The organism is Funiculus sociatus GB2-C1 (genome assembly GCF_039962115.1).
Taxonomy (GTDB): domain Bacteria; phylum Cyanobacteriota; class Cyanobacteriia; order Cyanobacteriales; family FACHB-T130; genus Funiculus; species Funiculus sociatus.
Genome location: NZ_JAMPKJ010000106.1, coordinates 1 through 13,183 on the forward strand (window position 1 = coordinate 1; position 13,183 = coordinate 13,183).

At 46.0% G+C, this 13,183-nt stretch carries 12 protein-coding genes; 9 read left to right on the plus strand and 3 right to left on the minus strand.

Annotated features, from left to right (window positions below; translation table 11 throughout):
- Nucleotides 1-177: 177 nt before the first annotated feature.
- Nucleotides 178-1,536, minus strand: coding sequence for a tRNA preQ1(34) S-adenosylmethionine ribosyltransferase-isomerase QueA (gene queA, locus NDI42_RS27455; RefSeq protein WP_190459661.1), 1,359 nt, complete (start codon nt 1,534-1,536; stop codon nt 178-180).
- A gap of 167 nt (nt 1,537-1,703) precedes the next feature.
- Between queA and NDI42_RS27460 the strand changes: the two genes are divergently transcribed.
- A complete protein-coding gene (locus NDI42_RS27460; protein WP_190425610.1) occupies nt 1,704-2,093 on the plus strand; it encodes a hypothetical protein in 390 nt (129 codons plus the stop codon).
- Nucleotides 2,094-2,191: 98 nt separating this feature from the next.
- Here the strand turns inward: NDI42_RS27460 and NDI42_RS27465 are convergent, their stop codons facing one another.
- Nucleotides 2,192-2,791, minus strand: a complete 600-nt coding sequence (locus tag NDI42_RS27465) for a YraN family protein (protein ID WP_190459663.1) — start codon at nt 2,789-2,791, stop codon at nt 2,192-2,194.
- A gap of 17 nt (nt 2,792-2,808) precedes the next feature.
- Here NDI42_RS27465 and NDI42_RS27470 point away from each other — a divergent pair, with 17 nt between their 5' ends.
- Complete coding sequence (locus tag NDI42_RS27470) at nt 2,809-3,318, plus strand: pentapeptide repeat-containing protein (protein WP_190425613.1); 510 nt, start codon at nt 2,809-2,811, stop codon at nt 3,316-3,318.
- A gap of 104 nt (nt 3,319-3,422) precedes the next feature.
- On the opposite strand, the gene dnaG is transcribed toward NDI42_RS27470, so the two are convergent.
- A complete protein-coding gene (dnaG, locus tag NDI42_RS27475) occupies nt 3,423-5,408 on the minus strand; it encodes a DNA primase (RefSeq protein WP_190459665.1) in 1,986 nt (661 codons plus the stop codon).
- Nucleotides 5,409-5,623: 215 nt separating this feature from the next.
- Here dnaG and NDI42_RS27480 point away from each other — a divergent pair, with 215 nt between their 5' ends.
- The 7 genes from NDI42_RS27480 (at nt 5,624) to NDI42_RS27510 (ending at nt 13,074) form a co-directional block, all read left to right on the plus strand.
- Nucleotides 5,624-6,721 carry an adenylate/guanylate cyclase domain-containing protein gene (locus tag NDI42_RS27480; RefSeq protein WP_190459667.1) on the plus strand — a complete coding sequence of 366 codons (1,098 nt, stop codon included), beginning with the start codon at nt 5,624-5,626 and terminating at the stop codon, nt 6,719-6,721.
- Nucleotides 6,722-7,384: 663 nt separating this feature from the next.
- Nucleotides 7,385-8,194, plus strand: coding sequence for an HpsJ family protein (locus NDI42_RS27485; RefSeq protein ID WP_199311426.1), 810 nt, complete (start codon nt 7,385-7,387; stop codon nt 8,192-8,194).
- Nucleotides 8,195-8,283: 89 nt separating this feature from the next.
- A complete protein-coding gene (locus NDI42_RS27490) occupies nt 8,284-9,180 on the plus strand; it encodes a glycosyltransferase family 2 protein (protein ID WP_190459669.1) in 897 nt (298 codons plus the stop codon).
- 285 nt (nt 9,181-9,465) lie between these two features.
- Nucleotides 9,466-10,188, plus strand: coding sequence for a DUF502 domain-containing protein (locus NDI42_RS27495; protein ID WP_190459670.1), 723 nt, complete (start codon nt 9,466-9,468; stop codon nt 10,186-10,188).
- Between the two features lie 130 nt (nt 10,189-10,318).
- Entirely contained in the window at nt 10,319-10,945 is a 627-nt protein-coding gene (gene nusB, locus NDI42_RS27500; RefSeq protein WP_190459672.1) for a transcription antitermination factor NusB, read from the plus strand.
- Between the two features lie 188 nt (nt 10,946-11,133).
- The gene (ftsY, locus tag NDI42_RS27505) at nt 11,134-12,870 is read left to right on the plus strand and encodes a signal recognition particle-docking protein FtsY (RefSeq protein ID WP_190459675.1); all 1,737 of its coding nucleotides are present in this window, start codon (nt 11,134-11,136) and stop codon (nt 12,868-12,870) included.
- An 81-nt stretch (nt 12,871-12,951) separates the two neighbouring features.
- Nucleotides 12,952-13,074 (plus strand): DUF2887 domain-containing protein, encoded by a 123-nt coding sequence (locus NDI42_RS27510; RefSeq protein WP_190459676.1) that lies wholly within the window; start codon nt 12,952-12,954, stop codon nt 13,072-13,074.
- Nucleotides 13,075-13,183: the final 109 nt, after the last annotated feature.

Genomic DNA, 13,183 nt, shown 5'->3' on the forward strand with positions numbered 1-13,183 from the left:
TGCAATTTCACCAATCCTTTGGTCTGGTCAAAGCTCAGCGCCAGCGACATCGCCGAATTCAGGCTCAATCGCTTGACATCTGGGCTGAGACGTTAAGTTGACACCAATGGGCACTGCCGTGTCCCTACAGAAGTTCGCGAATCATTTAGGATTGCTATAGTACCTAGTCCCTAGTCCCTAGTCCCTAGTACCTACTCCTTCAGGCAAAATTAGCATTGCATCACCAAAAGAATAGAAGCGATATTGATGCTTTGTTGCGACTTGGTACAAATCCAGCAACCGCCCACGCCCAATTAAAGCGCCAACTAACATCAGCAAACTCGAACAAGGTAAATGGAAATTGGTAATCAGCCCGTCCACTACCCGCCACTGATAGCCGGGGTAAATGAACAATTCTGTTTTACCGGAATATGGCTGCAATTCCCCATTGGCGGCGGCTGACTCTAAACTTCGCACCACCGTTGTCCCCACGGCAATAATCCTACCGCCTTGCGCCTGAGTTTCCCGAATTTGTTCTACAGTTGACGCGGGTACTTCCACCCATTCCCCGTGCATTTTGTGGGTAGTAATATCCTCTACTTCCACGGGGCGAAACGTACCAACTCCGACGTGCAGCGTCACCGAAGCTTGCTTAATCCCTCGTTCGTGCAAGCGATTGAGTAACTCTGGGGTAAAGTGTAGTCCAGCTGTCGGGGCTGCGATCGCGCCTTGGCGTTGAGCGTAAACAGTTTGATACTCCTCCGGCTGAGATTGGGAAGCTGTAATGTAAGGTGGTAGGGGCATTTCACCGTATTCTTCCAACATCTCCCAAAAAGACACCCCCAAAGGAACATCAAACTGCAACAAACGCCCACCCGTCGCCTCATCCCTTTCCAGCACAGTTGCACTCAACGGATTAGGGATTGGGGATTGGGAATTGGGGATTGGGGATTGGGGATTGGGGATTGGGAATTGGGGATTGGGAATTAGGGATTGGGTAGACTTCGGGGAAGCTTCCTTGTCCTCATTGTCCTCCTTGTCCTCCTTGTCCCCAGTCCCCAGTCCCCCTTGTTCCCCTTCTTCCACAGCCCCCAATCCCTGAGGTTCAAAAAAAATCTTTGCCCCCGGTTGCAACCGCCGCCCTGGTTTCACCAAAGCCAACCAGCAGTTATTTTGCCGTTCCTCCAGCAGCAACACCTCAACTGGTGCGCCCGTAGATTTACGACCACGGAGGCGAGCGGGAATAACACGAGTATTATTTAATACAAGTAAATCTCCTGGCTTGAGTAAATCCGGTAAATCACGAAAAATGGCGTGAAAATGGCGATTTTGGGAATCTACTACCAACAAACGCGCACTGTCCCTCGGCACCGCCGGGTTTTGTGCAATCATCTCTGCTGGGAGTTCATAGTCATAACTGGATAACAACCGATCTATATTATTCTCGCTGGGTGACTCAACTTCATTGTTCAGCTTGAGTTCCCCTAGTCCAGCAACAGCTTCAGAGTTTCCCGACTGGGTATCTGTAATTTCAGTGTCTCCATCAAGTTTGGTCATCCGGTTTATCCCCGTTAGTCTACGGATAATTTATTGGTTTATGTAACTAAACTAATTGGGTAATATCCCCCAGATAAGATCGGGGGCTTTTCCCCTGTTGCAAAAAGCTTTATAAGGTGAGAATTAGAGGTATAGCAACAGCTTGGCACTCCTCACCAAGAAACCTCATGGAATACGTTTACTTTCTGGCGAATGCCAGCCTTACCCTACGGGTGGTTGAATATCTACACGGAATGCCCCAACTGCCCGTGCGTTTAATGACTGTAATTCATCAGATTGATGGCTGGGTAATCAAGATCAAAACCTATAGCCCGCTAACCCCTCAGCAAGATGGCGACTTTAGGGCATTTATGAACGAGCTGGGAATTCCCTACGAGCCTGCAATCCGCCTCCAAATGGCCCTTTGGAGCCTGGAAACGGGACAGTCCCCAATAGAAGTTATGCGACGCTATCAAGTAGCTGTAGTTTCTCATGGTACCCCGGATCGCAGCGATATTGAAGCATTCCGGCAACAGTTCACTAGAGGGCTGGGATATTGCCCCGAAACTTTGGCTTAATTATTCTTTGGCTAATGGCTAATTATTGAAAAGTAATTAGCCATTAAATGTAGGATGAATGCCCACCAAAGCGAGCGACTGGTGGGTATTGCTAATATTTAATCAAAAGCAGACTGGATGTAGTTTTGTACACTCAGATGGTATCCTGAGAGCGTGATATCCCCAGGTTTTGGTGAAGCAACCGAGGGAGTTTGAGAAAGAAGCGATCGCACACATCTGACAAGAGCGACATCAAAACGGCAAGAAAGATTTGCTAAATCTGGGTTATCCGCTAGAAAAAGCTCCGCTGTTCGCCAGAGTTTTGCTTGTTTTTTCGCTGTAATTGCCAGCATTCCATCCGCATCCCAATTTCCCCGACTGCGAGTTTTAACCTCGACAAATGCTAAGACTGGATCAAGGGAATTGGGGATTGGGGATTGGGAATTGGGAATTGGGGATTGGGTAGACTTCGGGAAAGCTTCCTTGTCCTCTTTATCCCTTGTACCCAGTCCCCAGTCCCCAGTCCCTTGTCCCTTGTACCCAGTCCCTTGTCCCCAGTCCCCAGTCGAGCATTGTCGCGCAATTATGTCTATCTCTCCCCAGCGACAACGCCAGCGACGATGCAAAATTAAGAAACCTTGTGAATGTAACCATTGAGCAACCAGGTCTTCTCCTAAAACACCGATATTGGGATAATGAGATAGACGACGGTTTTCCATCTTCCTCTGGAAGCAGCATGAATTTTAGGCTAAACAATCGGATTTCGACAATTTTACTGGGTTTGTTGCTGGTAGCGATCGCATCTTTAACAGCTTTCGGCGCGATCGCCACTCCTGCCCTAGCTGAAGACTACAACAAGGAATTCTTGATCGGTGCAGATTTCTCAGGTAAAGTGCTTACGGACTCCAGCTTTACTAAAGCCAATCTTCGCAGCAGTAACCTGAGTCATACAGATTTGCGGGGTGTCAGCTTCTTTGGCGCTAATCTTGAAAGTGCCAATTTAGAGGGAGCCGATCTTAGAAACGCTACCCTAGACACTGCTCGTTTCACCAACGCTAACTTAACTAACGCTATTTTGGAGGGAGCGTTTGCCTTTAACTCCAAGTTTGAAGGTGCCATCATTGATGGAGCAGATTTTACAGATGTCTTGTTTCGTCAGGATGTGCAAAAACAGTTGTGTAAAACAGCTAAAGGCACCAACCCGACGACAGGACGCGAAACTCGTGCTACTCTATTTTGCCCTTAATCATTAGCCAGTATTTTACTCGTTCCCAGGCGGTCGTCTGGGAACGAAAATGTAACGACTAAGGAATCCTCAGCGATAAAAATACAAAAATTGCAGATGTCGATCTAACTCTGTAATTCGCTGTTTTGCTCGATAAAATTCCTGTATTGATCTAACTCTGTAACTCGCTGTTTTGCTCGGTAAAATTCCTGACAGTAGTATTGCCGTTTATTCAAATCCAGAAAACTATCGGGATTTTTCCATAGATCTAAAAAGTGGCGATAAATGTTTTCACACATTACCCGTTCCATACAAGCAGCGCCTGCTTTGATCAATTCCGGAGCGCGGAGAATATCGAGTTCGGCATTTTCGTCAAGATAAAATAGTCCAGACACTTGAGCCATTTCTTCAGGAAAATCAACATACAGGTTTTGTAGCGCCGATAGTAAATCTGGTGATGTTTCCTGTAAAGATGAAATTCTTAGCCACAAAAGTCGGTGGTGAGGAAGGCTAAATAATAAATCTTGTTCTTCTAAAGTATCGCTAATCAACTGTCGATATTCTGGGCAATGCAGATAAAGGCGCAACAGTAGAGCCTCGGATCTTTCTAAAAGAGTGCTTTCAGAAGTAACAAGTAATTCTTTTTGACCTTTATTTCTATTAACAGAAGGACGAGTCTTAAACCGCTTATTTTGCTTGAGAAGATTGTTTACTAACAACGGCACTTTTAGAGAACTGTCCTGGTTTAGAAGTTCTTCCCAGTGACGAACAATTTTGTTTAGGAGATTGTCTGTTAATAGTCCAACCCGCCGAGAATCTCCTTGGCTGAGAATTTCTCCACAGTGATTAATATAATAGGTAATCTGATCGTCATTGGTGATGTTATTTAGTAATTTCACCATTTCTGCGGTAACTTGCTGAAATTGATCCGCCTGTTTAAGATTTTTTCCTACTAAGATTTGCTGGATTTGCCAATCAAGCCAGAGAGGAGCATCAAGCAGCAATTCCCGATATTTTTCAGCGCCACCTTTGAGGAGAAATTCGTCAGCATCTTTTCCATCAGGCAAGTTGAGAACTCGCAGATTGACTTGTCCTTGATAGGCGAGATTGGCAATTTCTCCAATTGCTCTTTGAGCTGCTTTGGTTCCGGCGGCATCGGCATCAAAGTTGAGTACAATTTGCTTAGATTCGGTGTAACGTAATAGCTGTTTGACTTGATCTAAGCCCAGCGCTGTACCTAGAGAGGCGACAACGTTTTCGATTCCGTGGGAGTGGAGAGCGATCGCATCAAAATATCCTTCCACTACCACAGCCCGATCCTGCTTGCCAATAGCTTCACGGGCTTTATCCAAAGCAAACAGAATTTTGCCTTTATTAAATAATTCGGTTTCCGGAGAATTGAGATATTTCGGCTGATCGTCCCCCAGAGTTCTGCCACCAAAGGCAATTACTCGTCCTTGAGAGTCGTGGATGGGAATCATCAAGCGATCGCGAAACCTGTCATAATAACCGCCACCCCCATCCCGCAGCTTAATCAAACCCGCTTGTTCTACCAGCTGCACCGGGTAGCTTTTCTGTTCCACCAAGTAGCCATAGAGAGTTTCCCAACCCGCCGGAGCATACCCAAGCTGGAATTTTTGAATAGTTTCCTCCGAGAGTTGCCGCTTGGAGTACAAATATTCCAAAGCCGCCTCCCCTTGGGGTTGTCGCAGCGCGTGTTGAAAAAAGCTTGCCCCCACTGCCAAAATCTCATACAGCTGCTCTCGCAGCGTAATTTGCCTCTGTAATTCCTCGCGCTGTTCCGCCTCCAGCATTTGCACCGGAACTTGGTAGCGCCGCGCCAAATCCAGCACCACTTCACCAAAGGAACGTTTAGAGTGTTCCTTCAAAAAAGTAATCGCATTTCCCCCGGCTTGACAGCCAAAGCAGTAGTACATCTGCTTAATGGGGCTGACGGTAAAACTGGGAGATTTTTCCTCATGGAAAGGACATAAACCTACATACTCTTTGCCCCGCTTGCGTAATACAACGTGTTCCGAGATGACTTCAACAATGTCAACCCGTTGTTTTACTTCCTCAATTGTGTCTGGATGCAGGCGGGGAATTTGCACGATTACCTCTTTATACTGATAAAATACATCATAATAATTGTTGATTTTTTGTTAACAAAAACCAGGGGCATACTTACCTATATTTTAATCTGACACCTAGTTAACTCTCAGCAGAAATTCAGGACGATAAAACCAAATAGTCAGTAACGGTTATATATAAAATACACTCAAGGGTCGCACACTACTAAAATCCTTAATATATCTAGCGACACCAAATGTTTAACTTTTTTCATAGACACCAGAATAATATTGCTCTAGCTGTAGCCGCCTTGGAAAGGTATAGCATTAAACCAGAGGTACAGCAGCGGCTAAGGGCATTTTTACAACAAAGCGATCGCCGCGAATTATATCATGCCAACCCCAAACGGATTGCTGAAAAATTGCAGTTGAGCGAGCGGGAGACTTTGCGGGTTTTAGTCATTGCTCTCAAGGAGGGTATTTTAACTCTCAACTGGGACATTCAATGTCCGGCTTGTCGCGGCATCGACTTCAAACCAAAAAGTTTATCCGATTTGCGGACAAACCATCTATGTACAGCTTGTAACAGTGTATACGCTACTGATGCTGACGAGCAGGTGCGAGTTACCTTTAGTATTGATGAGAAATTGCGCCGCCTGGAAAAAGCATTTGACGATCCGGCTTTTCGTGCCAAAATTGATGCGGAATATGGTGTGGTTTCGGGACACCAATTGCTGACTCTACAAACCTTCCGCGATTTGTTTCCTCACGAGACAATACTGCCTAATGAAAGTTTGGTGATTCAGCGGGTGGCAATTTTATTTACCGATTTGGCTGGTTCGACAGCATTGTATGCGCGGCGAGGAGATTCGCGGGCTTATAATTTAGTGCGGCAACACTTCGATCTGTTGTTTCATGTGGTAGATGCTCACAACGGTGTCGTCGTCAAAACGATAGGGGATGCGGTGATGGCAGCATTTACTGTGCCAAGTGATGCCATGCAAGCTGCGATCGCTATGAACCACCAGATGCAAGCTTTGAATCTACGGTTGCATCTGGCAGCAGAAGACCAGCTGATTCTTAAGATTGGCATAGATGTTGGGCCTTGTATCAGTGTCAACTTAAATGAGCGTCTTGACTACTTCGGCACCACGGTGAATACAGCAGCGCGAGTTGAAGCAAAAAGCCTTGGTAATGACATCGCTTGTACTGAGAATGTTCTGATGGACTCTGATGTTGCCAATGTTGTCAAGGATTTCCCGCGAGTCGGTAACACCATGAGCCTCAAAGGGCTGGATATGCCGATTATGGTTTATCGGATTCAACCAAAACAAGCGATCGCTTCTATAAAATAGGGATTGGGGATTGGGGATTGGGGATTGGGGATTGGGGATTGGGAAAGAAATAAATTCCTTTTTTATCTTGCCCTTTAATAAACAGTTATCTACTGAACTATGAACAGCTTGATTCATAAATAAATATCATCTTTGGCTGATAATAATTTATAAAAATTCCTTCTTTATTGGTAATACTAAATATTTTTACCAGATAAATATTTAGCAGCAATACCGTTTACTTAAAACTGAAAGTCCAAACGTTACGATTTATTGGAATCTCAGAACCTCATCTAACATTCCTATAGCATTTGTTAGGTGAGGTTACTCAGTCCCTATCTAAAACTATTCTTAAGGGAACCATATTGAAATATATAGTATTCCGATTTTTATCAAAATTATATAGATTCAGTTGCAGATTATAATTTATTTAGTAGTTGTATACGCAGTTGAGGTAAAATATAGAGTTTGTGACAAAACTTTTGATTATCGGAGGTTTTAACCTCTAGATAATCATCGCATATCGACAACAACTGGGTAAAAGTCCTCTCTTGTCATCCGGGAAACCAAGAGATTAATAGGACTGCTGCGATGGGTGCTGAAATGACCGGAAGACAGATAAGACACTCAGTATGTTAATCAGTTAAGTTTGATGTGGACGATCGCTAACTCAAGACAAAAGCCATGAAAGCAACTAATAGCCGTCAACCTTCCTCTATTACTTCCAACATTCTCAAGGTAGTCGGGCTGATACTGATTCTCTCCTCGCTCATTGATTATGCGGTGCTTCTGATTCCGCCTGCGACTCCCAGTAACGCTGTTGCAGAACAGGTACAGCTAGGTTTCCTACAGTGGCAACAGAACGTTACATTCCAGCTAATTAACCAAGGAGTTATTCCGATGGTTGGTCTGGCCTTTCTATTTGCTGGATTTTGGGTAGACAGTAACTCTGGCGCGGCCCGCAAAGGTTGGGAAGACATAGTGAGAATCGGAGCGCTTGCACTAGCTGGGTTGTTGGGTTTGGCATTCCTACTGCCAGTTCCCATCCTCAACATCAATAGCCTGCGTCTGTTGAACAATCAAGCTGTCGCACAAATTAACCAAAGAGCCACTCAAGTAGAAACTCAGATTGCTAGCCAATCGCAACAGGTTAGCTCCCTGCTTCAAGACGAAAAGAAGCTTACCGAGCTAGATCAGGCGATCAAGAGCGGTCAAGTGCAAGGGGAACAGCTGGCGAGATTACAGTCTCTTAAAGACCAATTGCAAAGATTAAAGCAAGATCCAAAAGCTCTAAACCAACAAGTCGATGCTGCTAAAACTCAACTTCGTGGCGGCAAACAAGAAGCACAAAAACAAGCCGAAAGTCAGTTTTTAAGATCGAGTATAAAGAATGGACTGAGCAGTTTGCTCTTAGCCATTGGCTACCTGGCAATTGCCGCACTGGGTTTGACAGGCGGCATCGGGGGAGGTCGTCGTAAAGCTCAGGCACGTTAAGGTAGGGAATTAAGAATTAAAAATTCCCCAGTTTTTAATTCTTAATTCCTGAAAGAGATTGATTATTTTCCATCACGATCGGCGGGAAAATGTTCTCAATTTACATACTGACCTATAACGAAGAGCTGGATATTGCAGCTTGTATTGAGTCGGCACTGCTATCTGATGATGTGGTTGTGGTGGATTCCTACAGTAGCGATCGCACTGTAGAAATTGCCAGTCGCTATGACATCCGCGTGGTGCAGCACCGCTTTGAAAGTCACGGCCGACAAAGAACCTGGATGCTCGAAGAAGTACCAGCCAAACACGATTGGATTTACATCCTAGAAGCCGATGAGCGGATGACACCAGAGCTGTTTCAAGAGTGTTTGGAAGCCATCAAAACCTCTGAGTATGTTGGCTACTACGCAGCAGAGCGCGTCATGTTCATGGGTCGCTGGATTCGTCACAGCACCCAATATCCCCGCTACCAGATGCGTCTGTTGCAGCGAGGAAAAGTCTGGTTTACTGACTATGGACATACTGAGCGGGAAGTCTGCGAAGGAGCCACCAACTTTCTGAAAGAAACTTATCCCCACTACACCTCTGGTAAGGGATTGAGTCGCTGGATTGACAAGCATAATCGCTATTCCACCGATGAAGCGGAGGAAACCCTACGCCAACTACAGCAAGGGTCAGTCAATTGGCGAGAATTGTTCTTCGGTCGCTCGGAAGTGCAAAGACGCCGCGCCTTGAAAGATTTATCTTTGCGCTTGCCCTTCCGTCCGCTAGTGCGCTTCTTGTATATGTATTTCTTCTTGGGTGGTTTTCTGGATGGGAGAGCGGGGTTTACCTGGTGTACCTTGCAGGCGTTCTATGAGTATTTAATCCTGCTCAAGGTGTGGGAACTAAAGCATATGCCCTTGCCCCCTGTTGATGACTCAGCTCAACAGGGGCAAGCCGATGAGACAACCGTTGATGCGACGACACTCAGTTCTTCCTCTTAGCTCAGGGCTGGCTCTCATAGAAATGCTAAAGTGTAAAGTGTGATACCAGCTGCCAAGGACTTGCAACAATTCTTTACAAGTCTTACAAATAGAGATAGGAATGGAAAATTGCCTTTCCCAGCCTGCCCCAAAAAAGGAGCTGATGGAATAAGGTTACAGTCCTGAGCCTATTTCTATGGTGTGGATACTACGACGAAGTTGTTTTTGCTCAAAGAGCAACCATTGGTAAAGTTGGCATTTTGTACGAATCTGCACCGCTAGTTGTAAGGAGAGAGTGGGCAATCTGTGATCCAACGCCTCAAGCAGGACTTAAAAAATGACCTGATTGCAGGTCTCTTAGTAGTCATTCCCTTGGCTACGACGATATGGCTGACAATAACTATTGCCAACTGGGTGATCAATTTTCTGACCCGCGTTCCCAAGCAGGTGAATCCATTTGATGGGATGAACCCCATCGTGGTAAATCTGCTGAATTTGGTGGTGGGGCTAACAGTGCCGCTGCTGTGCATTTTGCTGATAGGCTTAATGGCACGCAACATTGCTGGGAGGTGGTTGCTGGATTTTGGGGAGCAACTTTTGCAGGCGATTCCGTTAGCGGGGTCGGTTTATAAAACGCTCAAACAGCTATTGGAGACAATTTTAAGAGACACCAACGGCAAGTTTCGGCGGGTCGTTTTGGTGGAGTATCCTCGGCGAGGAATTTGGGCGATCGCTTTCGTCACAGGTACCATGAGCAGCGAAATCCAGTGCCAAATGGAGCGTTCTATGCTCAGCGTTTTTGTTCCCACTACGCCTAACCCCACCACAGGCTGGTATGCCATTGTCCCAGAAGACGAAGTATTAAACGTCTCAATGTCAATTGAAGATGCCTTTAAAGTGGTGGTTTCCGGAGGAATCGTTAGTCCCAACCCCATACCCTTGATGCCCCCCGCAGATACCAACGAGCGGAAGCTGGAACCAGTGGGTTCTGAGGGCAGGTGGCAGGTTGTACCAACCGAAGAAGACTAAAAAGCAAAAGGCAAAAATCAGGAAAAAGGCAAAAATATAAGTTTTTAACTTTTTCCTTTTTAACTTTTGGCTTTTATTACTTCTTCTAACCTTTTTCCATTTTGATTTTTGCTTTTTAATTGCCTTTTATATGCAACCTCGCAGAACTGCCCGTGAATTAGCTCTCCTAAGCCTTAGCCAGCTGAGCGGGAATAAAGAAAAAGTGGCATCGCAGCAAATGTCTAATTTAATAATGGCTGCGATCCGTACCCTGACAAGTGAAGTTCGAGAAACTTTAGAGGTAGCAGCAGCAGAAGTCCAACGCGGAAGCGATCGCCTCCTGACTAGCGAAACCCGCGCTAGCGATGTCAGCAGTGCCAAAGCCATGTTGAGCGATGCTATTGAGCTAACCCAAGCAGCAATCAACCGCTTAGGAACTGCTGTAGAGTTGCCAGAATTCGTTCAAATGGCAAATCAACATGAAGTTCGCGCCTACGCATTAGAAATTCTCAGCACAGTCAACAGTAAGCGGACAGAAATTGATGACCTCCTAACCGAGGCATTGGTAGATTGGCAGTTAAACCGCTTGCCTAAAATTGACCGCGATATCTTGCGGATCGCCGTAGGAGAAATTATGTTTTTAGGAGTCCCCGATAGCCCTGCTATTAATGAAGCTGTAGAACTAGCTAAAAAATACAGCGATGAGGAAGGGCGTAAGTTTATTAACGGTGTCCTGCGTCGGGTAACTGAGAAGCTTAAGACTAAATCGCGCACTTGAAGACAAAATTAACAGAAAATTTTTCTATAGTTTAGTAAGCAGGTCGGTGCAAATAAATTTAACTGGTTCGGGAAATTAGAGATTGGGGACTGGATATCAATCTTTACCCAGTCCCCAAAACGACAAGTTGTATTTAATTGCGACCATCTGGTTAAAAATAAGATTGCTGCAATGTTTAAGTAGGTGCAATGGTTTTTAATTGGTTCCGTCGCCAGTTTAGTAATTCTGAGAGTGACTCCCAGGTTGAACAGCAACAAAGCGATCAAATTCAGCCGTCCGCTGAACCTGAAACGTCAGAATCAACACAGGAGCAGTCACCAGGTGTATCTGAGGATCTTCTCAGATACGCCAAAGCAGCCTATAAAAACATTCAGCAAAAGCAGGAACAAGCTGAGCCGGAAGCTGCTCCTGATGCTGGACAAGAACCATCTGCGGATGTTCCAGACACGGCAGAGGTTTCTCAATCACCAGACACTTCAATAGACACTGCCGCAGAAACCGCTAGTCTTGAGGTGGAAGATGACGTTGCTGCATCCGCAACTCCAGAAGCGATCGCATCAGAACCAGCTGCCGAGCAAATAAATCATACTAGCGCCGAGGTAGAGGAAAAAACAACACCTGAATCGGCACAAGAGGTAGAAGCGATCGCCGAAACAGGCGTAGTTATAGAACTAGAAGCACCCGAACTAGAAACAGAGAGTGCGATCGCCGAAACAGGCGTAGTTATAGCACCTGATAGTGTTGAAACACAGACAGAGGAAGCGCCCCCCACCCCCGTACCATTCTGGGCAAAAGAAGACCGACAAGCACGACTAGAACGGCTAAAAGCAACCGCAATAGAAGCGCCCGAACCAGAACGGGTACAGGCACCAGTACAGCCTGTGGCAACAGCAGTGACCGAGGAAGTGCCAGGGCTTGCTTTTGATGAGGGTTTCATGTGGTCAGCCCAAGTGCTGGCAACGCAAGGGCGGCGTGCAGAAGATGTCTCGATTGAAGAAATCACTTGGCTAAAGCGACTGCGCCAAGGTCTGGACAAAACCCGTCGCAGCTTGATTAACCAGCTCAAAGCCATCGTCGGTCAAGGGCCGTTGAATCAAGACGCGGTGATGGAGATTGAGGCGCTGCTGTTGCAAGCAGATGTCGGCATAGAAGCGACAGATTATATCATAAAAACGCTACAAGATAGGCTGCGCGAGGAAGTGCTGCCTCCAGATCAAGCGATCGCTTACCTGAAGAAAATCCTGCGCGACTTACTCGACAAACCTATTCAAGAATCCTACAGCCCCACCTTTGTCCCAACAAAAGACACCCTGAATATCTGGCTGATGACTGGAGTCAATGGTGCAGGTAAAACGACGACTATTGGCAAAATTGCCCATTTAGCCCAGAAATCTGGCTATAAATGCTTAATTGGCGCTGCCGATACCTTCCGCGCCGCCGCAGTCGAACAGGTGAAGATTTGGGGTCAGCGTAGCGGTGTGGAAGTGATTGCCAACCCCGGACAGAACACCGATCCGGCGGCAGTGGTGTTTGATGCCATTACAGCAGCACAGGCACGAGGTACAGAATTACTCCTGATCGACACAGCAGGTCGTCTCCAGAACAAGAAAAATCTGATGGAAGAACTGGGCAAAATTCGCCGGATTGTCGATAAAAAAGCCCCCAACGCCCAAATAGAAGCCCTCCTTGTTCTAGATGCTACTCTCGGACAAAATGGCCTGCGTCAGGCAGAAGTATTCTCACAGGCAGCAAAACTTAGCGGCGTAGTATTGACAAAACTTGATGGAACTGCTAGGGGAGGCGTAGCTCTAGCTGTAGTGCAGCAGCTAGGCTTGCCAATTCGCTTCATTGGTGCTGGTGAAGGCGTAGAAGATTTACGTCCCTTTTCCAGCTACGAGTTTGTCGAAGCTTTGCTGAGCGGTTGATAGTCTGTTACGCTGATTTTCAAGCCTGAAAAACCCGTGTTCTTGAAGAAGACGGGTTTTTGATTTTTCTACAGCCTGTGCATGAAAACAGACAGCATTTTCTATCAGATGTTTCAGACCTTCCCTGGCATCTTTTTTGAACTCATTGGTCAATCATCAACTGAGGGTAACGTTTATGAGTTCAAGTCAGTGGAAGTCAACTGAGGGGGCGACATGAAAGCTAAAACGTTGATACAATGAGCTTCATAGCCCTCATCCCTCGTAAATAATGCTCTAATTTATTGCGATTTAATCTCATTAAATCTTCAACGAT

What these genes read in the sequence shown, in the direction of transcription:
- NDI42_RS27480 (WP_190459667.1), top strand. Translation starts at nt 5,624, where the DNA reads ATGTTTAACTTTTTTCATAGACACCAGAATAATATTGCTCTAGCTGTA.
- ftsY (WP_190459675.1), top strand. Translation starts at nt 11,134, where the DNA reads ATGGTTTTTAATTGGTTCCGTCGCCAGTTTAGTAATTCTGAGAGTGAC.
- NDI42_RS27470 (WP_190425613.1), top strand. Translation starts at nt 2,809, where the DNA reads ATGAATTTTAGGCTAAACAATCGGATTTCGACAATTTTACTGGGTTTG.
- NDI42_RS27485 (WP_199311426.1), top strand. Translation starts at nt 7,385, where the DNA reads ATGAAAGCAACTAATAGCCGTCAACCTTCCTCTATTACTTCCAACATT.
- queA (WP_190459661.1), bottom strand. Translation starts at nt 1,536, where the DNA reads ATGACCAAACTTGATGGAGACACTGAAATTACAGATACCCAGTCGGGA.
- NDI42_RS27465 (WP_190459663.1), bottom strand. Translation starts at nt 2,791, where the DNA reads ATGGAAAACCGTCGTCTATCTCATTATCCCAATATCGGTGTTTTAGGA.
- NDI42_RS27460 (WP_190425610.1), top strand. Translation starts at nt 1,704, where the DNA reads ATGGAATACGTTTACTTTCTGGCGAATGCCAGCCTTACCCTACGGGTG.
- NDI42_RS27490 (WP_190459669.1), top strand. Translation starts at nt 8,284, where the DNA reads ATGTTCTCAATTTACATACTGACCTATAACGAAGAGCTGGATATTGCA.
- nusB (WP_190459672.1), top strand. Translation starts at nt 10,319, where the DNA reads ATGCAACCTCGCAGAACTGCCCGTGAATTAGCTCTCCTAAGCCTTAGC.
- NDI42_RS27510 (WP_190459676.1), top strand. Translation starts at nt 12,952, where the DNA reads ATGAAAACAGACAGCATTTTCTATCAGATGTTTCAGACCTTCCCTGGC.